This is a genomic window from Streptomyces sp. SAI-127, assembly GCF_029894425.1.
GTDB lineage: Bacteria > Actinomycetota > Actinomycetes > Streptomycetales > Streptomycetaceae > Streptomyces.
Window position 1 is genome coordinate 9,064,672 of the sequence record NZ_JARXYJ010000001.1, and the last position, 20,550, is coordinate 9,085,221.

16 protein-coding genes are annotated in these 20,550 nt (G+C 67.8%); 4 read left to right on the forward strand and 12 right to left on the reverse strand.

The genetic code is table 11. The annotated features are described in order from the left end of the window. Positions 1 to 5: 5 nt before the first annotated feature. The 8 genes from M2157_RS41630 to M2157_RS41665 form a co-directional block, all read right to left on the reverse strand. Positions 6 to 863, reverse strand: a complete 858-nt coding sequence (locus M2157_RS41630; RefSeq protein ID WP_280867743.1) for a hypothetical protein — start codon at positions 861 to 863, stop codon at positions 6 to 8. Continuing rightward, complete coding sequence (locus M2157_RS41635) at positions 860 to 2,014, reverse strand: hypothetical protein (RefSeq protein WP_280867744.1); 1,155 nt, start codon at positions 2,012 to 2,014, stop codon at positions 860 to 862. The genes M2157_RS41630 and M2157_RS41635 overlap by 4 nt, the downstream gene beginning before the upstream one ends. Then, positions 2,007 to 3,371, reverse strand: coding sequence for a 3-deoxy-7-phosphoheptulonate synthase class II (locus tag M2157_RS41640; RefSeq protein ID WP_280867746.1), 1,365 nt, complete (start codon positions 3,369 to 3,371; stop codon positions 2,007 to 2,009). The genes M2157_RS41635 and M2157_RS41640 overlap by 8 nt, the downstream gene beginning before the upstream one ends. Before the next feature lie 49 nt (positions 3,372 to 3,420). Next, complete coding sequence (locus M2157_RS41645; RefSeq protein ID WP_280867747.1) at positions 3,421 to 4,194, reverse strand: SDR family oxidoreductase; 774 nt, start codon at positions 4,192 to 4,194, stop codon at positions 3,421 to 3,423. Beyond that, complete coding sequence (locus M2157_RS41650) at positions 4,191 to 5,450, reverse strand: aminotransferase class I/II-fold pyridoxal phosphate-dependent enzyme (protein ID WP_280867748.1); 1,260 nt, start codon at positions 5,448 to 5,450, stop codon at positions 4,191 to 4,193. Before M2157_RS41650 ends, M2157_RS41645 begins: the two co-directional genes overlap by 4 nt. Before the next feature lie 112 nt (positions 5,451 to 5,562). Then, positions 5,563 to 7,113: a class I adenylate-forming enzyme family protein gene (locus M2157_RS41655; protein ID WP_280867749.1), complete on the reverse strand. Its 1,551-nt coding sequence runs from the start codon at positions 7,111 to 7,113 to the stop codon at positions 5,563 to 5,565. Beyond that, positions 7,107 to 8,597: a nucleotidyltransferase family protein gene (locus M2157_RS41660; protein WP_280867750.1), complete on the reverse strand. Its 1,491-nt coding sequence runs from the start codon at positions 8,595 to 8,597 to the stop codon at positions 7,107 to 7,109. Before M2157_RS41660 ends, M2157_RS41655 begins: the two co-directional genes overlap by 7 nt. A gap of 6 nt (positions 8,598 to 8,603) precedes the next feature. Beyond that, on the reverse strand, positions 8,604 to 8,972 hold the full coding sequence (locus M2157_RS41665) for a cupin domain-containing protein (RefSeq protein WP_280867752.1): 369 nt from the start codon (positions 8,970 to 8,972) through the stop codon (positions 8,604 to 8,606). Between the two features lie 514 nt (positions 8,973 to 9,486). On the opposite strand from M2157_RS41665, the gene M2157_RS41670 reads away from it, so the two are divergent. From M2157_RS41670 to M2157_RS41685, 4 genes are all read left to right on the forward strand, one after another. Next, complete coding sequence (locus M2157_RS41670) at positions 9,487 to 10,896, forward strand: aldehyde dehydrogenase family protein (protein WP_280867753.1); 1,410 nt, start codon at positions 9,487 to 9,489, stop codon at positions 10,894 to 10,896. A 137-nt stretch (positions 10,897 to 11,033) separates the two neighbouring features. Further along, positions 11,034 to 12,953 (forward strand): ABC transporter ATP-binding protein, encoded by a 1,920-nt coding sequence (locus M2157_RS41675; RefSeq protein WP_280867754.1) that lies wholly within the window; start codon positions 11,034 to 11,036, stop codon positions 12,951 to 12,953. After that, positions 12,950 to 14,782, forward strand: coding sequence for an ABC transporter ATP-binding protein (locus M2157_RS41680; RefSeq protein WP_280867755.1), 1,833 nt, complete (start codon positions 12,950 to 12,952; stop codon positions 14,780 to 14,782). Before M2157_RS41675 ends, M2157_RS41680 begins: the two co-directional genes overlap by 4 nt. Before the next feature lie 165 nt (positions 14,783 to 14,947). Beyond that, positions 14,948 to 16,069: an IS630 family transposase gene (locus tag M2157_RS41685; protein ID WP_348541822.1), complete on the forward strand. Its 1,122-nt coding sequence runs from the start codon at positions 14,948 to 14,950 to the stop codon at positions 16,067 to 16,069. A gap of 30 nt (positions 16,070 to 16,099) precedes the next feature. Here M2157_RS41685 and M2157_RS41690 read toward each other — a convergent pair whose 3' ends face one another. From M2157_RS41690 to M2157_RS41710, 4 genes are all read right to left on the reverse strand, one after another. Next, positions 16,100 to 16,528 (reverse strand): hypothetical protein, encoded by a 429-nt coding sequence (locus M2157_RS41690; protein WP_280867757.1) that lies wholly within the window; start codon positions 16,526 to 16,528, stop codon positions 16,100 to 16,102. A 614-nt stretch (positions 16,529 to 17,142) separates the two neighbouring features. Then, positions 17,143 to 17,562, reverse strand: coding sequence for a hypothetical protein (locus M2157_RS41695; protein WP_280867758.1), 420 nt, complete (start codon positions 17,560 to 17,562; stop codon positions 17,143 to 17,145). Between the two features lie 826 nt (positions 17,563 to 18,388). Continuing rightward, positions 18,389 to 19,642 carry a glucarate dehydratase family protein gene (locus tag M2157_RS41705; protein WP_280867759.1) on the reverse strand — a complete coding sequence of 418 codons (1,254 nt, stop codon included), beginning with the start codon at positions 19,640 to 19,642 and terminating at the stop codon, positions 18,389 to 18,391. Continuing rightward, positions 19,639 to 20,547 carry a 5-dehydro-4-deoxyglucarate dehydratase gene (locus M2157_RS41710; RefSeq protein ID WP_280867760.1) on the reverse strand — a complete coding sequence of 303 codons (909 nt, stop codon included), beginning with the start codon at positions 20,545 to 20,547 and terminating at the stop codon, positions 19,639 to 19,641. The genes M2157_RS41705 and M2157_RS41710 overlap by 4 nt, the downstream gene beginning before the upstream one ends. Positions 20,548 to 20,550 lie beyond the last annotated feature (3 nt).

Below are 20,550 nucleotides of genomic sequence, written 5' to 3' on the forward strand. Positions count from 1 at the left end.
GAGGTTCATGCTGGTCCTCCAAGGTCATCTGTGGACTGCGCCGCGAAGCGCTCGTACGGGCCGATGAGTTCGGCCACCTGGTGGGGCACCCCCTTTCGTGCTTGGTCCGCCTGCGGAGCGCGAAAGGTGAACGTCGCGGCGCGGCGCACGCCGTCGAGGGCTCCGGGCGCGCGGAACAGCTCCGGTTCGGGCTCCCGGATGATCGACGCGTCGAGTGCGTCGGGATCGGTGGGCCAGTGGACGGCGGCAGGCGTGTAGGCGAGGCCGTGCCGGGCGAACAGCACCGGCAGGACGTCCTCGGGCTTCCTCTCCGCCAGGGCGTCGGCTGCGAACGCGGTGACGCGCAGGCCGCTGTCGCGGGCCCGTCGGTGAAGGGCGAGGGTGTGCCGGAACGCCGCGACGAAGACCTCTGTGTCGATGCCGCCGAATGTGCCGTTCGCTCGGTACAGCTGCAGCCAGGACAGGTACATGTCAGCGGGATGCCTGAGCGTCACGATCACGCTGAGGCGAGAGGGACGCTCCAGGCCGCTGAGCACGGCGACCGGGTCGAACAGGGACTCGGCCAGGAGGAAGGGTCCGAGGGTTTCCTTCAGCACCACCGGTCCGGGACCGGAGGGGAGGACGAACCGGGAGTCCTCCCCGATCAGCGTGTGCCGGACGATTCGTTTGAACGGCTGGAAGTAGGCACGGTGTCCGGTGGCGGCGGTCGCGCGCAGCACGGCGGTGGTCCCGGACCGGCACGGGCCGACGACGAGGGCAATCTCGGATGGTTCCCGCTCCCTGGGCAGGTTGACGCGGGCGCGTATCTCCTCCTCGCCAACGGTGTCGGGGAAGGTCCGGGGAGAGGCGGCGGGCTGGATCACAACAGTTCTCCCATGGCGCTGGCAAGCCAGTCGAGGTAGTCGGCGTAGCAGCCCCTGACGGTAATGACGCGGCACTGCGCGACCAGCCGATCCAGCAGGTCGGAGTCCGTCGCGGTACTCCCGGGTGCCGGGGGAAGGGGAGCCTTCAGCCATGGGCGGTGGGTGTTGCCCGGGCTGTCCTTCCGCAGCTGGTTGTGCCGCACCAACTCACGTGCCCGGCCCGGGTCACACACCACCTCGGCCCGCACGGAGCCGGCGGTGGCATCGATCTGCGGCAGCAGGAGCGTCGCCGGTCGGGCGCTCGGTGTGGTGCCGACGCCGAAGTGGCCGGTGAGTGCTGGCACGTCGACCAGCACCTTGCCTTCGACGGCGGCTTCCCAGTCGGCGCCCCCGGTGAGACTGTCCAACGGCTGTCCGGGGCCGAACACCACGGTGTGCACGTTGACGCGAGCCGGGACCCCGACCATGACGACGCCTTGGCCGTCCGGTCCGACGCTCAGGCGGTCGGCGGTCACGAAGTCGTATCCGGCGCCCAGCAGAGCCAGCAGCGCGGTCGTCTTGCCCGCGTTGCGGTCGCCCAGTATCGCCACGCCCCGTTCCTCGCGCACGGCGGCGGCCGCGTGGAAGATGCGGAAACCGCTCCTGTGCTCGACACGCTGGAGCAACTGGTCCCTCAGCAGGACCCGGGCTTGCAGTCCGACCTCTACGGTGCTGGATCCGACCACCAGCGCGTCGCGGCGCGCCTCGTCCACGGCGATCACGACGTCGGGACTGCGCCGCCGGGCCAGCGTCAACCCTGCGCCGCACCCGTGGAGTTCGGGCCGGTCGCGGAAAACGCGCATGTCCGTGCACGGCGTCCCGGTCGCGGGCGGTCCGTCAATGAGCAGTTTCAGGGTCAGGTCGGGGGCGCGCGGAGGACGACCCGGCACCAGGGCGTAGTAAGGGTGGTAGAAGTCCGTGAGACTTGCCAGCAGTGCCTCGTCGTCGCTGGCGACGCGGATGAGGACCCCGAGCCGTTCCGTCCACCGCTCATGCTTCGGACGGCGGTGGCGGTGCGGCAGCAGCCGTCGGACGGCGTCGTCGCACCAGCCGGAGTGCGGGGCTGTGCCGTGCGCCTCGGTGAGCATGGTCACGGGCCTGTGCTCAGACATGGAGGAGGTCGACCAGGCAGAAGGCAAGTTCCAGCGCCTGCTCATTGTTCAGCCGGGGGTCGCAGGCCGTCTCGTAGCGGGTCACCAGGTCGGATTCCGTGATGTTGCCGGCGCCGCCGAGACACTCGGTGACCGGCTCCCCGGTCAGTTCGATGTGTACGCCCCCGGCATGTGTCCCCTCCTGCTCGTGGATGGCGAAGAACGAGCGCACCTCGGCCACGATGTCCTTCCAGTGGCGGGTCTTCTGCCCGGTCGCTGCCGTGAAGGTGTTGCCGTGCATCGGATCGCAGGACCAGACGACCTGGTGCCCCTTGGCACGGACGTGCCGGACCAGCGGCGGCAGGTTCTCGTCGATCCGGTCCTTGCCCATGCGCACGATGAAGGTCAGGCGCCCCGGATCGTTGCCGGGGTTCAACCGCGCCACCAACGCGTCGACCTCGTCGGTGGTCGTCCCGGGACCGAGCTTGCAGCCGACCGGATTGCCCACGCCCGAGAAGTAGTGGACATGGGCGCCGTCGGGGTCCCTGGTCCGCTCGCCGATCCACGGGAAGTGAGTCGAGACGTCGTAGTACTCGCCGGTCAGGGAGTCGGCGCGGGTCAGGGCCTCCTCGTATCCGAGGAAGAGCGCGTCGTGGGACGTGAAGAGCTCGACCTGCGAGGTGACCGAATGATCGACGGGCATCCCGCAGGCGCGGGCGAAGCCCAGTGCGTTGTCGATCTCGGTGGCCACCCGCTCGTAGTCACGTCCCCGTGGGCTGCGCCGGACAAATTCTCTGTTCCACGCGTGTACCTGACTGAGACTCGCGAATCCGCCGTGCGTGAAGGCGCGTACCAGATTGAGTGTGGCCGCCGACTGGTCGTAGACCCGCAACAAACGCCACGGATCGGGGCGCCGCGCCTCGGGCAGGAACGCGAGGTCGTTGGCGGCCGGACCGCGGTACGACTCGAGCGTCACCCCGTCGATGGTCTCCGTCTCGCTGGAGCGGGGTTTGGCGAACTGCCCTGCGATGCGGCCCACCTTCAGCACGGGTGCCTTGGAGCCGTAGGTGAGGACGATGGCCATCTGAAGGAGAACCTTGAGCTTGTCCCGGATGTTGTCCGCCGTGAACGCCTCGAAGGTCTCGACACAGTCGCCGCCCTGGAGGAGGAAGCTGCGCCCGGCGCAGACCTCCGCCAGCTGGTCCCGCAGCGTGCGGATCTCTCCCGCGAAGACCAGCGGGGGGCGCCGTGCGATCTCCTTGAGTACGGCCTCGTACTCCGCCTGGTCGGGCCAGTTGGGTTGCTGTGCGATGGGATGGTTCCGCCAGGACGTCGGCGTCCAGCTCTTCGATACGGAGATGTCGCGGTTTACGGTCATGGTGCCTTCTTAGAGATGAGGAAAAGGAGCGACTGCCGGCGGACAGGTCCTAGCCCGGACCTTCGTCGAGGAACCGATCGCTGATCATGTATCCGCCGTCGACGGGGACAGCCGCCCCCGTGACGAAGTCCGATGCTCGGGAGGCGAAGAAGACGGTGATCCCGGCGAGATCGGGGTTCCTGCCCCAACGGCCAGCCGGGCTGCGGCGTCGGATCTCCTCGCCCCGGGGCATCCGGGGCAGTTCGCCGTTGATGTCGGTGGGGAACCAGCCCGGCAGGACGGCGTTCGCCTGGATGCCGTGACCGCCCAGCTCCGCGGCCAGGGAGCGGGTCAGCCCGACCAGGCCCGCCTTGGTCGCCGCGTATCCGGCCGAACGGGGATGGCCGAAGACGGAGTACACCGACCCGACGTTTATGATCTTCCCGGATCCGGTCTCGCGCATGTGCCGCGCGGCCTCACGGGCGCAGCGCAGAGATCCTGTGAGGTTGACGTCGATCATCCGCTCCCAGGCGGACAGATCGCCCTCACTGACAGGGTCGTCCAGATAGATGCCGGCATTGTTGACCAGAATGTGTATGCCGTGGTCGCGTGCGATGTCGTCGAAGAACCGGGTGACGGCCAGAGCGTCCGTGATATCGAGGGGCCTGACCTCGAACTCGTCCGAGACTGCGGCGTTCTTCTCCGGGTCGCGTCCGGTGACGACCACTGTGGCACCGGCGTCCCGCAGGGCGCGGGCCATCGCCAGGCCCAACCCGCCGTTGCCGCCTGTCACCACGGCGACCTGGCCGTCCAGTGAGAACAGGTCGGTCAGTGGTGTCGTCACGCGAGTGTCCTAGCGGACGGCAGGTGGTGCGCGACCAGGCGGACGGCGGACACCAGGTCCGCGCAGTCCTGTTCGTCCATCGAGGCCGAGAGGGGAATGTCGACGGTCCTGGCAACATGGCGGACGGATGAGGCCAGGGGGCCGTTCGGGCCGTCCGTGTCCTTCCCCAGGAAGCGCCAGTTCCAGAACGCGCGGACGTTGCGGTCCGTAGGGTCGCCGAAGGCGCGGGCATCGATGCCCTCGGCGCGTAGGGCCCGGGCGAACCACTCGGCGTCGGTGGCCGCACCGGACTCGATCATCAGCAGCAGGGCATCGCCCAGGATCGCCCCTTCGATCGGCCTGCGGACGCGGATGCCCTCGAGACCGCTCAACTCTCCGCTGATCCTGGTGTAGTTGGTGGACAGGCGCTCCAGCCGCAGCGGAAGGGAGTCGAGCTGGGCGGCGGCCAGCGCGCCGCGCAGCTCGTCCATCCGGAAGCTGTAAAGGGGCAGGGCCAGGTCATCCAGCTCGGCTGTCGCGAAGTGCCGGCGTACCCGTCCCTCGTACGCCCCGGACAGGACTGCGGCACGGGCCACAAGGCCAAGGTCGTCGCTGACGAGGATCCCGCCCTCGCCGGTGTTGATGCTCTTGTCGGACTGGGTACTGAAGGCGCCTGCCAAACCGAACGTACCGAGCTGCCGCGCGCGCAGTCGCACGCCCATGGCCGGCACCGCGTCCTCGAAGACCGGGACACCTGCCTGATCCGCGAGCGCCACGATCGCGTCCATGTCCTCGGCCGCGCCTCGCATGTGCACCGCCATCACCGCGTCGACGTGCGACACGGTCTTGGCGAGTGCGTCGAGGTCGATGTGCAGGTTCTCGTCGACGGGAACCAGCACCGGTTCGGCGCCAGCGAGAAGGATCGCGCTGGGGGTGGCCGCGAAGGTGAAGACGGGGCAGGCCACCCGGCTTCCCGGCCCGATACCGGCCGCCATCAGGGCCAGAGCCAGGGCGGTCGTGCCGCTGGAGACGGCCAGCGCGCCAGCACTGCCGCAGAAGCCGCGGAAGCGTTCCTCGAACCTGCCGACCTCGGTCTCCGTGTGCGGCCGGGTGTCGTACCGAAACAGGCGCCGGCTGCGGATCACGCGGACCGCGGCCGCCTCCTCGGCCTCCCCGAGGAGCCGGTCACCCTTGTCGTACGTGGGCCACGGGGCCGTACGGGTCGGCGTGCCCCCTTCGATGGCCAACGCCCGTGGCGTGACCGTCCTAGTCGTCACTGCGCACTCCCACTGATCATGTAGTTCCGAAAGGTCACTGGGCGACACCGTGCTTGTGCCGGAAGGAAATCGGGCAGCGTGTCGCGTAGGCCCACCTGGTCTCCCGCTGCCGTCAGAGGCGCTGTTCCAGGGAGCGGCGGTCGAGCTTTCCCGAGCGCAGTCGGGGGAGTTCACCAATCTCGACGGTCCGCAGCCCGAGCAGTTGGGTGTCAAACTTGCGCTGGACGTGCGCCATCAGGTCACGGGACTCAGGACGACTGCCCGGCAGCGCCACGTAGAACGCCGTCAGGGCGTCGCCGCGGCGCGGGTCTGCGCGTCTGACGCAGCAGGCTTCGCGAATCCCCGGCATGACGGTGATCCACCGGTCGACCTCCTCCAGCGAGACGGAGACCCCGCCGCACTTCGCAACGTTCTTCTGCCGCCCGACCAGAGTGAGCCAGGGGCGGTGGCCCCCGGTCACGTCGAGTCGCCCGAGGTCTCCCGTCCACAGCCATCCGTCGCGCAGGGTGCGGGCGGTGGCCTCCTCGTCACCGACGTAGCACGACATCAGAGAGTGTCCTCGTACGCCCACTTCGCCGACCTCGCCCTCCCCGAGGGTCCGCCCGTCGCGGGAGAGGACCGCGACCTCGCATCCGTGGAGCGGATGGCCCACGGCGGGCACCTCGCGGCCGAGCACATGGTCCTCGTACTCCGGTCCCGCCAGGTCGGCCGGCATCGTGGTCGCGAAGTTCATGCACTCGGACAGTCCGTAGCCCTGTACGACACGGTGTCGGCCCCGCTCGTACACCGCCTGAGCGGTCCCCCGGGCGAGCGGGGCGGCCGCGCTGATGAAGTACCGGAGTGCCGGCAGGTCGGGCCAGCGCCTCAGTTCCGACAGAACCTGAAGCAGACTGGGCACGGTGGTCGCACGGGTGGCGCCCACTGTGGCGAGGCCACGGAGGTAGGACAGGGGGTCGAAACCCTGGAACAGGGCGCAGGTTCCGCCGCTGAGCAGGGTGGCAAGGACACCGAAGTGCAGCCCGTTGACGTGTGAGACGGGCAGGGCACACGCCATGGTCTGGCCCGAGGTCATCCGGTGGTGCCGGATCGTCGCCCGGACGTTGACCAGGACGGAGTAGTGGCTCTGCGCGACCGGCTTCGAGGCGGCGGTGGATCCGGTGGTGTACAGCACGAAGGCGATAGGTCGGCTGTCCGGCTGTGTGCCCGTAAATGTGGGGATCTGCAGACGGACCCGACGGCCGCCCGGCGTGGCTTCGATCACCGCCCCGCACAGCAGGCCGAGTTGCTCCTCGCGTCGTTCCTCGGCGTCGTTGTCGTCGACGATGACCGCGGCGGCCCCGATCCGCAGGACGGACAGCAGATCGACGATGCTGTCGGCGGTGTTGGAGACCCGCACCCCGACATACGCCGTACCTGAGGGGACTGCCTCACGCAGCCACTTCGCACGTTCGTCGACGGCCCGGCCGAGCGCCTGATAGGTGATCCTCGACGTCTCGGTGCCCGAGGGACCTATTTCGACTAGACAGGTCAGATCCCGGTACTGGATAACAGCGTTGTCGAACCACTCGGTGATCAGCGTCGGCTCCAGCAGCGGCGACGTGCCCGGGATCCCGCAGTAGACGTCGACTCCCGGCCGCCCCGTCCGGGCCCCCGCACTCACCATTGGCGTCGGGGCCGCGGCAGCGCGGAAGGCTCGGAGACGTGTCGGACACGGTTCCGGTCGAACATCCTGGCCCGGAAGCCGACCGGCCAGGTGGCGGGACTCCCGTCAAGGGCACCGTACTCGTCCAGGTACGACAGATCGTCGGGACGCAGTCGCCTCAGCAGCCCCGGATCGAGCACACCGGGGAACAGCACGTCGGTGAAGTGCAGACTGTAGTAGAACTCCGCCTCCACGCCGTACCGTTCGGCGAGCCGGACCAGTTGATCGATGTCGAGCGCACTCTCCGCGTGCCGGTACCACTGCACCATGTCGACGAAGCGGATGAGGCACAGATCCTTGCCGGAGCGGATGGAGCTGAGGGTCGTGGCCTCCCGGAACAGATGGATGCCCAGGTCCAGGAACATGTCCTCGTGACTCGGCACCCACGCCGTATCACCGGCGAGGCGAACCCGTTGTGCCCGGCTCCGGAAGTCTTCTGCGGGCAGGCTCTTCCCGCTGGCCGGCTCCATCAGGTCGCGACGCAGGTCGATGGAGAACACGTCGATGTACGGGTCGCTCGTGGGCCGGAGAAACGGGGGCAGGGCCGCGACGTTGAATCCCCAGAACAGCGCGGTCGTGCGGGGCAACGGGCCGACCGTCCGCCGGTCGGCCGAGTCGGTGCCCTGCTGGTAGCCGAGGCGCTGCAGGGTGGCGGCGACCTGTTCGACGTCGTCGCCGGCGACGTACAGGTCCGTGTCCTCCATGTAGCGCATGGCCGGGTCGGGATAGACGTGCGGTGACAGGTACGAGCCCTTGCGGACGACCGGCCGTACGCCGTCCTTGTCGAACGCGGTGAACAGCTGACGGCGTTCGCGCTCCCAGGCCTGGGCCCGGCCGCGGTTGTACAGGTAGACCGCGCGCAGAATGGACCTGCGGACCGTGCCGATCGGGCCGAGGCCCTCCCGGTCGAAGTTGTGCGCGACCAGCCCCAGCACCCGGTGCCTGGTGGCGAGGTCCATGAACAAGCCCCAGTCCAGGCGGGGTTCGGTAGAGCTCAGCAGAGAAAGTGCGCGTTCGACGTGTTCCCGCGTCATGCCGACGCGCGCTGTACAAACCAGCAGCTCGGCCTCCAGGCCGGCCTCGGCCCACTGTGCGGTGACTGCCGGGCCGCTGACGTCCGGCCGTCGCCCGGCAGCGGGGGGAAGAGATTCCGCCTGGCGGCTGCCAGCTTTCCCGGCGTCGAGGTAGCGCGCCACCAACGCGCACACGCTGTCGAAACTGGTGAAGGCCTCTTGGGTCAGGTCGTCGTCCTCGATACGGATCTGGAACGTATCCTCGACGCACTGGGTGAACTGCACAAGCGTCAGTGAGTCGACCCCGAGGTCATGGAGCGAGGCGCCTTCCAACGCGCCGCGGTCGAGTGCGGGAGCCTCGTCCTGCGACTCCAGCAGTCCGGCGAGGACGTCGGCCACAGTGGTCGCGATGTCATCGAGTGTCTGCTGCATCGCGGGTCACACCTCGTGGGTCTCGACGAGCCGCATCCTGTGGTCGTCGTCCAGCGGATGGTGCGGAACTCCGAAGGCCAGGAACCTGAAAACGCTGTCGCAGCCCTGCGCGGTGGTCACCCCATGAGGGCACTCCGCGGGAACGAAGACGGAGTCTCCCTGCTTCAGCGGGTAGAGCGATCCTCCGATCCAGATGGCTCCTTCGCCGTCGAGGACGTAGAGGATGTGGTCGCCTTCGTGCTCGTGCATGTCGAACCGGGTCCCCGGCTCCATACATATCTCGTCCAGACCGATGGCATGGCCCGAGAACGAAACCGCCTGTGGGCCGGAGCGGCCGGTCACTCCCAGCAGGTCGAAGCCCTTTCCGTCGCGCACCTGCACAGGAGGGCACTGCGGGAGGGAACGGAGGTGTCCGGTGGAGTTGAACCCGCGCATATGGCTCTCTTTCCGAGGCGTCAGGAATGACGTACGTGGCAGAAGGCTCGCTGAGGCAAAGAGCCTTCATCAACTTTCACTCGCAAACTCGATTGGCTCTCTCGAATGAGTGCGCTTTCCTTCTCACGCTCCACGTCACCAGCACGCGCTGACGTGTCTGCGGCGAGACCGCAGGACATATGGCGGTGACAGTCAATCTCTCTTGCTGATAGGAGAGTTAACTGGCGATGAGTGAGCGACAGGAGCGTTTCAATCGTGGGGTTGTCTACCCGGTGTGTCAATCCCGTACCCCGCGGCCGCCACAGATGCATGGCAAAGGCTTTCTTCGGAAGTGCAAAGAGATCCTCTAAGGATCGCCGGTGCCTTGTCGGGGAGTAGGGCCAGGGTTACGTTGCCCTGGCCGCTCACATGTGGGGGGACGAATTGGCGGTACTCCGGTTGCATCTGACAGCGGATGGAGAAGGACGGCTTGGTAACTCAGGAGAAACCCGCGAAGACTGACGGAACCTCGGGCGAGATGGACACCGTCATGCTCGTCGACCCGCGCACAGGCCGCCCCCGGGGCAATGTCACCAAGACTGATGAGCAGGGCGTGGCCGCAGCGGTGAAGGCGGCGCGGGGCGCACAGCCCGGCTGGGCAGGCACGACGACAGGCGAGCGCTCACGCGCCCTGCTTCGGTTGGCGGCACTCGTCGAGGCCAGGGCCGACGCGTACATCCACGCCGAGCAGGCGGGAACCGGAAAGCCTCGTGCCGAGGCCGCCGGGGAGGTCGCGCAGTGTGCGGACCTGCTCCGCTTCTACGCCGGCGCGATTCGCGCCGACCTGACCCCCGGCAGCGGACATCGGTTGCCGCACCGGGAGAGCTGGGTCCGGTGGGAGCCGCTGGGGGTGGTGGGCGTGATTGTGCCGTGGAACTACCCACTGCTGATGGCGATCTGGCGGATCGCGCCGGCGCTGGCTGCGGGAAACACGGTGGTGGTGAAGCCGGCCGAGACCACCCCGGACAGTGTTCTGCGCATCGCCGAGGATGCCGAAGAGGCCTTGGGCAGTGGGGTGCTCACTGTAATTCCCGGCGATCGGGAAACCGGCAGGCTGCTGGTGCGCAGCGCCGTGGACGCGGTCGCATTCACCGGAAGCCAAGCAGGCGGCATGGACGTCGTGGCCGCTGCGGGGACACGCCGGGTGAGCCTCGAACTGGGCGGAAACTGCCCTGCGATCGTGCTACCCGACGCTCCCGACCACACCTACCTGAGACTGGTCGACGCCTGCCTCTACAACGCGGGCCAGAGCTGCGCGGCACCGGCCAGGATCATCACCCTCCGGGACAACTACCACAAGGTGATCGAAGGTCTGGCCGCAGCAATGGGGCGACGCCGGGCAGGCGTGGACTTTGGCCCGCTCAACAACTCTCAACAGCTCGACCGGTACGACCGCATCATCGATGCGGCCCCGGCGGGCATCCGGCACGTCGCCGAGATGGCCCTGGCCGACAACGAGACGGAAGGGTACTGGCGGCCCGGACTGATCCTGGCGGACCTGCCGGACGACGCCCCCGTCATCACCGAGGAAACGTTCGGGCCAGCGCTCACCGTGCAGGAGGCGGAGAACGAGGAGGCGGCCGTGCTCATGGCCAATAGCCTGCCCCACGCCCTCGCGGCGAGCGTATGGAGCACCTCGGTGGGCAGCGGCCTCCACATGGCGCGGCTGATCAATGCCGGAGAGGTGTGGGTCAACTGCCACCTGGAGCAGACCGCTGAACTGCCGCACGGCGGTCGCGGGCAGTCGGGGCACGGCACCGACCTCAGTGTTCTCGCGCTCACCGAATACCAGCGGCCCAAGACAATCACGGTCAACACCGGATGACAGCCGGGTAGTTGGAGCACTCCCGTGTACACCGTCCGAAGCAGGCCGACCAGGGGAGAGACAAGGCGTGACAAGCGGCATACCGGCATGCGCGAAGCATGCGCCTGCCGTCCGGACCTCACGACGCCGGAGCGACGGTGAATAGCCACGACGCCTACGAACAGGCAAGCCGATCGGATGCGCCGACGTTCAAGGACCGGGCGGGTCTCTCCGTAAGCAGGACCCGGAAGGCCTGGCGCTCCAGGGGCCGACTGCTGCTGTTCCTAAGGCATGGCGGCCCGTTCGCCGTCCCGTGTCTCATCGTCGTCGTCCTCGCCAACGCTCTGCTGCCCGGCGTGAACGCCCTGCTCGCGGGACACCTGACACGGACGATCTCGGCGAGACTGTCCAATCCGCATAGCTCTTCGGGCAGTTCGACCACTGTATTGCTGGTAGGCCTCGGCGGAGTGCTCTTGCTGGGACACGTCCTCGAGGCGGCGAAGAGCGTACTCGAGCGCGGCATCGCCCAACGCCTGGACGGGTGGCTACGGTCGGACATACGGCGCCTCGCGCTGTCGCCCGAAACCATCGCGCATCTGGAGGACTCCGCACTTCAAGCCGACATCGTGCGTGCCTCGGACATCGGTCCGGCGAACCAGGAGCGGGAGCGCTCGCCGGGAATGGCAGCCACGGCTCAATTGAGCCTGGCCGGCCGTCTACTCAGCGCGGTGATCGCCGCCGTCGTCATGGCGGTCGCGTTCTCATGGGCTCTGGCGGCCACCGTGCTCGCCGCCGCCCTACTCACCCGCACCCTGCTGCGCCGTCAGTGGCTCTACCTGGCCCGGGCGCAGGACGGGGCCGCGCCGATCGAACGACGCACGCGCTATTGGACCTCGGTCCTCAGCGAGGGCACCGATGCCAAAGAGGTGAGGCTGTACGGGCTGTCCCCACACTTCGTGCACCTGCGGTACCAGGAGGCTCAGCAGTGGATCGACACCTATCTGACTGTGCTGCGGGGCGTGCTCGGACGGCAGCACTGGACCCTGATCCTCGCTGGCGGGTCGGTGCTGATCGGTATGCTCCTGCCCGGCCTCGCCGCACTGGCCGGAAGGATTTCCATCGCCACTCTGACCACGTGTCTTGTGTCGATGTGGGCCATTCTGAGCATCAGTTTCATCGGCCGTGAGGCCTACGACATCGAGATCGGCCTCCGTGGGTTTGAAGCCACCTCCCGACTGCGCCGACGAGGTCGGGAATGGTCGGCTTCGGAAACCGGTCGGCTGCCCCTTCTCGCTGAACGACCTGCCATCCGGTTCGAAGCGGTCTCCTTCCATTACCCGGGTTCACCGCACAAGGTCTTCGACGGTCTGACGCTCGACGTTCGCCCCGGAGAAGTGACGGCCATCGTCGGAGGCAACGGCGTCGGCAAGACCACGCTGATCAAGCTACTCGCCGGCCTGTACCGCCCGACCGGTGGCAGGATCCTCCTCGACGGCCAGGACCTTACATCGGTTCGCATCGACGACTGGCGGCGCAGACTGACCGTCGTATTCCAGGACTTCGTCCGCTATCCGCTGTCTGTCGCAGACAACGTGTGGCTGTCGGCGCCCGAGCAGGACAGTCATGAGGCGGAGTTGCTGGAGGCGGTGCGCCGCTCCGGCGCCGAGGACGTCCTCTCCCACCTGCCCGCCGGCGTGGAAACATCGCTGTGGTCGGCCGGGACGTCGGCGACCGGTCTCTCCGGCGGTCAGTGGCAGCAACTCGCCATCGCCCGGTCCTTGTACGCGATGGATCACGAACGTACCTGCCTGATCCTCGACGAGCCGACCGCCCACCTCGATCCCCATGCGGAGGCCGACTTCTACCAACGTGTCGTTCAGAGCGTGCCGTCAGCCACCGTCATCCTCATCTCCCACCGCATGTCGACGATACGCAACGCCGATCGGATACTCCTCCTCCAGGACGGCCAACTCGCAGAAAACGGAAGCCACTCGGAACTCATGGCCGCAGGCGGCGAATACGCGAGACTCTTCAAGCTGCAAGCTTCGCGCTTCCAGGCGCAGAGGGCGAACTCATGAAGCCATTCACCAAAGCCGCGCGAACCACCACAGGCAAAGTCGGCGGAACGGCTCCCTCCCGGATCTTCTCGGTCCTGCGACACGTGTTGCGCCTGTCCCGTCGTACCGATCCCAGAGCCGCCAGGCTGATCGTCGTGCTCACTGTGGCCTACGCACTGTCCATCAGCGCCATCGCGGTGAGCCAGCGTTGGATCGTGGAGTCCTGCCGCGGCGGAATCACCCTCGGGGTCCTGACCGCGGTCGGTGTCGCTATGGCGGGTCAGGTCGTCCGTGGAGCATGCCATCGCATTCAGACACATCTGCAGGGTGACCTGGCCGATCGAGTGGCGATGCTGCTCACGGACGAGACGCTGCGGGCTACGGCGGACATTCCTACCATCACGCACCTGGAGGAGTCCGGAGACCTCAATCGAATAGCTATTCTCCAGCGGGGCACCAGAAAACTCGCCCAATCCTGCTGGACGATCGCGGACGCGGCCGCCGCGGCGCTGAGCCTGGGCCTGTCGATAGTGCTCCTCGCGTCCATCAGCCCGGCGGTCATAGGGCTGGCGGTTCTCGCCGCGCCGCCGATCTGGTTCGGCAAACGGGGGCATCGCATCGTGGCGGCCGCGGAGGAACGGGTGGCCGAGACCATGCGGCACGAGCGACGGCTGCATTCCCTGTGCATTTCTCCCGATTCCGCGAAGGAGATCTGGATTTCAGGCAGCGGTGCCCATCTGTCCGATCTCGCCGATCAGCGGTGGGAGGAGTGCACGGCGGCGGAACGTACGGCTCGCGCGAAGGCCGCCCTGTGGCAGGTCGCCGGCTGGGCCTGTTACGCCGTGGGCCTCGTCGGGGCGCTGGCCGTCGTTGCGCAACTGGTCCAGGGAGGCCAAGCAGGTCTGGGAGACGTCATCCTGGTCATCACCCTGTCCGTCCGCTTGCGCCTACAAGTGTCGGACGCGGTCGGCGGAGTCGGAGAAATCGCGGAGGTCCGGCAGGTCGCGGCTGAATACCTCTGGCTGCAGGACTACGAAGCAGGTCATCCCGGCGGCCGGGAACCCGCACCGACCAGTATCGGCCACGGACTTGTCCTGAAGGACGTGTCGTTCACCTACCCCCACCACGACCACGAGGTTCTGTCGCACATCAACCTGTCCATCGCGCCGGGATCGACGGTGGGCATTGTCGGACTCAACGGTGCGGGAAAGAGCACTCTGATCAAGCTGCTGCTCGGCATGTACCGTCCCGTACGAGGGGAGATCGCTCTCGATGGTCGGCCGACCACAGCGATGAACCCCGCGCAGTGGTATGCCAGGAATGCAGCCGTGTTCCAGGACTTCTCCAAATTCCACCTCCCCGTCAGCCAGGTGGTGGGAATCGGCGACATGGCACGCAAAGACGACGAGACGGTGGTACGCCGGGCCGTCGACGCAGCAGGCGCCGCAAGCCTGATCGACGTACTGCCGCACGGACTGAACACCCTGCTGGGCACCTCACACGCGGGGACCGAACTCTCCCACGGGCAGTGGCAGAAACTGGCGCTCGCCCGTTCCCTGATGCGGGAGGAACCCCTCCTGACCGTCCTTGACGAGCCGACTGCCGCACTCGACCCTCAGGCGGAGCACGACCTGTTCGAGCAGATCGCCGAGCGAGCCGCTGTAACCAGCAGACGCAGAGGCGGCATCACCGTGTTCATATCGCACCGGTTCTCCACACTGCGGATGGTGGACCAAATAGTCGTTCTCGAGGACGGCAAGGTCGTGGAGAACGGAACCCATGAGGAGCTGATGGCGGCCGGCCTGCACTACGCCGCCCTCTACAAGGCTCAGGCATCCGCCTATACATGATCCTCAAGGACTTCAGCTCATCGCAGAACGCCCACTGCTCGGCCGAAGTCATAAGGACCACGGTCGCGAAGCCTCTATCTAGTGCTCTGACCGCATAGGTTCGCCGGGCTGGCCGTGGTGGCGGTTGGATGTGGGGTGACGTCCGATCCGACCGCTGGAGGCGCGGTGGCTGAGCCTGTCCGTGTGCGCAGGTTGACCGACCAGGAGGGGCAGAAGCTGCAGCAGATCGTGCGCCGGGGCAGTACCAACTCGGTGCGCTACCGGCGCGCGATGATGTTGCTGGCCTCGGCCGGCGGGAACCGCGTGCCGGTGATCGCCCAACTCGTGGCGGCCGACGAGGACACCGTCCGGGATGTCATCCACCGGTTCAACGAGATCGGCCTGGCCTGTCTGGACCCTCAGTGGGCGGGAGGCCGTCCCCGCCAACTCAGCCCTGACGACGAGGACTTCGTCGTCCAGACGGCCACCACCCGCCCGGTCAAGCTCGGCCAGCCCTTCACTCGCTGGTCACTGCGCAAACTTGTCGCCTACCTGCGCAGAGTCCACGGCCGGATCATTCGCATCGGCCGCGAAGCGTTACGCAGCCTGCTCGCCCGCCGCGGTGTCACCTTCCAGCGCACCAAGACCTGGAAGGAATCTCCCGACCCGGACCGCGAGGCGAAGCTGGACCGGATCGAGGAGGTCCTGGACCGCTTCCCGGACCGGGTTTTCGCTTTCGACGAGTTCGGACCGCTCGGCATCCGGCCCACCGCAGGCTCGGGCTGGGCACCACGGAAACGCCCCGACAGGCTGCCGGCCACCTACCACCGCACTCACGGAGTCCGGTACTTCCACGGCTGCTACTCGGTCGGCGACGACCGCCTGTGGGGCGTCAACCACCGCAGGAAAGGTGCCGCGAACACGCTGGCCGCGCTGAAGTCGATCCGTGCCGCCCGGCCCGACGGCGCACCGATCTACGTGATCCTGGACAACTTGTCCGCCCACAAGGGCGCCGACGTCCGCCGCTGGGCGAAGAAGAACAAGGTCGAGTTGTGCTTCACCCCGACCTACGCCTCCTGGGCGAACCCCATCGAGGCACACTTCGGACCGCTGCGGCAGTTCACCATCGCCAACTCCCACCACCCCAACCACACCGTCCAGACCCGGGCCCTGCACGCCTACCTGCGCTGGCGCAACGCCAACGCCCGCCACCCGGGCGTCCTGGCCGCCGAACGCAAGGAACGCGCCCGCATCCGCAGCGAGAAGGTCATCCGATGGGGCAGACGCCCCCTCGCCGCCGCGGCCTGAACGACCCGGCGAACCCATGCGCTCATAGCACTAGCCAGCCGAACTGACCAAGGTCTCGAAACCTGAGCTATCGCAGTAGGACACTGCACGACCCTCAGCCCCGATGTCGCCGCCGACCGCGTTGACGGTGTCATCGAGGATGTCGGTGCCACCGTGTTCCAGGCCTGCCCGGTCAAGCCCTTTCGAGGCCTCGATGACCGCATGCCCTGCCGATTCGGTGTTATCGAACTCGGGCGACTGGACACTCTGTCCGTCACCGGCATCGGCGTCTGGCTCGCCGGTTGTCGTGGCGTGCGCCGCGTCCTGCCAGGACCCCAGCTTGGTGCAGTAATCCCGTTGCCGCTCCTTGGCCTGCGCTGGATCGTCCGACGAACAACCGCTCATCAGGACAGCGGCAACGACAACGGCCGCTGCTCGCCTGACTGCTCGTGTAATCCCACCGCTGTGCTGCAAGGACATGCCCTCCCCGAAGCTTCCGCCACAGAGTATGGATCACGAAGGTGTCACCTTGCGCTGATCTCCGCGCATCATCAGCAACGGATCGGCGAGGAGCTGAGCACACGACCAACCCGGCGAACCTATGCGGTCACAGCACTAGCCGTAGGCCCCACATTCAGAACAGTGGCGCCGACGGGCGCTTCCCCGTACATACGCCGGCAGAGCCGTGCCGTTCCACCGCTACACCCGGCAACGACACGCACTTGGTGGAGGGCCTGTGCACGTTCAGTCCCTGCCGTTCGGTCCCTCGTAAATGTGCAGGTCACAGCGTTAAGTCGCGCCCGTAAGGGACCCAAAGGACTCTAACGTCCTCGTGCACGGTTGGCCGTGGCCCGGGGGACTGTAAGACGTTCGGTGTAACTCCCGATCATGGAAGATGCATCGGGCTGTCGCCGGTTGTGATCGCTGAACTGATCGCCGAGATAGGGCCGTTATGGCACGAGCAGCATCAGACGCGCCTGACGGCACGGCCGCGGAAACGGGCGGTAGGAGCCGGTGTGAAGCACTAGGGTCCGTCTTCAAACGTCGTCAGATGGCCCCATGGTTGCCGGGCCGTTCCGCTGTGCGCCCCAAGCTCAGGGAGAGTGTCTGGTCGTGGGGCAGCGGGCGAAAAGGGCTGACGCTTCCGGTCCGGCGATCGCGGGCAGAAGGCGTTCGAGCCCAGCGGCTTGCTGCCGGAGCCGCTTGAACATTGCCCGTCCCGACTGCACCGAGCCGGGTACGTCCTGGGCGGGGCCACATCCAGCTGCGACGTAAAGGCATTCCAGCCATGCCGCTTCTCGGGTGCCGTCTCCGGTGAAGCGCTCGACGAGCGTGGAGACCTCCGACTCGCGTCCGAGGTGGAGCCAGATTTGGATGTGGAGGCCGGGACGGCGGTAGATGTGGCCAAGTTGGGTCGCTTCCGGCCCGACGAAGCCCTCGGCATGGAGGAAATCGAAGGCCGCTGCGAGAACTTCGTCGTACGTCGGCTGCCCGGCGCGGATACGACGGCTCATGGGTTGATGCTGCCGCGGGCCTGTCGAGCCTTCAAGGGTAAGTCCCACTTATCTGGACCTGTCCTCACGCACCGTCCGGCGGTGAACGTCGTACTTGCGGGCCAGAGCCCTGATCAACAGCCCCTCGCTCCGCGAGTCCCCTCGGATGGCCGCGAACAGATCGACCCGTGCCACGTCCAGTTCCTGACGGCGCCGATCAGGGAGCCGCTGCCGCAGCGGTCGTAACGCCTTGCGAGCGTGAGATGACGGGCACGGCGCTCAACCGCGATATCGCGGTCCATCGCTACGCCATCGGCGAGAAACTCCACGTCTCTCACGCCCGGAATTGCGAAGGACTCTATACGTTCACGTGTTCGAATGTTCCAAACGTGCAATTCGTCAATGTTCGTGCTGATGGCGGCGATGGTGCGGCCGTTCAGGACGGTGCACGCCAGTGCCTGGGCGGCGCCGTCGGGAGGGGTTCGCCGAGCTGGCCGCTGCCCAGATCCCACACATACACCGAACCCCTGAAGCGGTCCCAGATGCCGCCGGCGTAGTGGCCGGTGAAGAGCAGGGAGACGCCGCCGAAGAAGGCAGCAGGCCGATCAGTGCGCGGATGCCGCCCCCGAGGCCCAGGACCGGATGGTGGGTGATGGCCGGCAGCCACCACTTCACCAGGACCAGGCCGCGGGACAGGTGCTCGGGGTGTTTCGGGAGGATCCGGGATCCAGTCGGGCCGTACGGCTCGCATGGTAGGGCGCGTCCGCCGTGCCCGGCCCCGCTCCCAAGGGGTCGGCAAAGGCAGGGCGCCCGGGTTCGCCGGGCGCCCTGTCTCATGGGGGGACGGTCACCAACGGGGGAGCCTGAGTTCGTAGTCGGGCTGGAAGCGCTGTAGGTATCCGGTGTCGTCGCGGCTGCGTACCCCGGAGTCGAGGTAGACGTGGTGCAGCCGGTCCAGGGCCTCGTGGTCGAGCTCCACGCCGAGGCCGGGTCCGGTCGGTACCTTGACCTCGCCGTCGCGGAACTCCAGGACGCCGGGGAGGACGACGTCGTCCGCCGAGTTCCACGGGTAGTGCGTGTCGCAGGAGTGGTCGAGGTTCGGGATCGCCGCCGCCACGTGGGTCATGGCGGCCAGGCTGATGCCCAGGTGCGAGTTGGAGTGCATGGACAGGGCGAGCCCGAACGCCTCGCAGACCGCGGCCAGTTCACGGGTGCGGCGCAGACCGCCCCAGTAGTGGTGGTCCGTCAGCAGCACCTGGATCGCGTTCTGTTCGATCGCGGGCCTGAGGTGCTCCCAGGCGATCACGCACATGTTGGTGCCCAGCGGCATGGGCGCGTCCTTGGCCACCGCCGCCATGCCCTCGATGCCCTTGGTCGGGTCCTCCAGGTACTCCAGGACACCGTCGAGTTCACGGGCCACGTACCTGGACGTCTCCACCGTCCAGGCCGTGTTGGGGTCGAGCCGCAGCGGCTGCCCGGGGAAGGCCTCCGCGAGCGCCTTGATCGCGGCGATCTCCTCGTCGGGCGGGAAGACACCGCCCTTCAGCTTGAACGACCTGAACCCGTACCGCTCCTGCATCAGCCGGGCCTGCTCCACGATGCCGGCCGGGTCCAGGGCCTCGCCCCAGTCGTCGCCGACGGCGGCGCGGCCGTCGAGGGCCGGATGCTCGGCCCACTTGTAGAAGAGGTACGCGGCGAACGGCACCGAGTCCCGGACCGTCCCGCCGAGCAGGTCGCTGACCGGGCGGCCGAGCAGCTTGCCCTGCGCGTCGAGACAGGCCACCTCCACCGCGGAGGTGGTCCAGCCGCGCTCGTGGGAGCTGGGCACGGTCGGGAGCAGGGCGGCGTCGATCGCGGCGCGGACGGCGGTCGTGTCGAAGACGTCCATGCCTGCGACGACCTTCGCGGCGGCCTCGAGTCGTTCCAGGCGGGCGACGCCGCCGGGGGACTCGCCGAGGCCCACCGTGCCGTCCTCCAGGACGAGTTGGAGGATGATGCGCAGGGCGAGGGGCTCGTGGACGCCGTTGGAGTTGAGCAGGGGCGGGTCGCGGAAGGCGATCGGGGTGACGATCAGCTCTTTGATCCGAGTGGGGTCGCTCATGCGCCGACCACCTCCAGGCCGTGGTCGATGAGCTTGGACAGGCGCGCGATGTGCTCCGGGGCCGGATCGACCAGGGGCGCCCGTACGCCACCGACGGCCAGTCCACGCAGGGCCACTCCCGCCTTGACGAGCGCCACGGCATACCCCGGCAACTCGTCGCGGAGCTGGACGAGTGGGCCGTAGAACTCGTCGAGGAGGGTGTCGAGGAGCGGTCGGTCGCCCGCGGCGAGTGCCCGATGGAAGGCGAGGGCGATCTCGGGCGCGAAGGCGAACACGGCGGAGGAGTACAGCGGGACGCCGATGCCCTGATAGGCGGGTGCGGTCATCTCCGCCGTCGGCAGGCCGTTGAAGAACTGGAAGTCCTCCGTGCCCGGTACGGCACGCACCGCGCGCACGATGCGGTGCATCCGCTCGATGTCGCCGAGGCCGTCCTTGAGGCCGACGACCCTGGGCAGTGCGGCGATCTCGGCGGCCGTCTCCTCGGTGAGGCGGGCGGTGCCGCGCTGGTAGAAGATCACCGGCAGCTCGCTCGCGGCGGTGACCTCCTCGACGTAGCGCACCAGGCCCTGTTGCGGGGCCGTCACGAGGTACGGCGGGAGCAGCAGGATGCCGTCGGCGCCGGCCCGCGCCACGCGGGCGGCCTGGTCGCGGGCGACCGGGGTGGGGCCGCCGGCCGCGGCCAGGACGGGCACCCGGCCCGCGGTCGTGTCGACCGCGACCCGGGTGGCCCGCTCGATCTCGTCGGGCGTCAGCGCGTGGAACTCACCGGTGCCGCAGGCGACGAACACGCCGCCCGCACCGGCAGCGACGCCGCTGTCGATGTGCTGCGCGAGCCGTTCCTCGTCCAGCCAGCCGTCCGCGGCGAACGGCGTCACCGGGAAGAACAGCACTCCTTGGAACTTCATGTC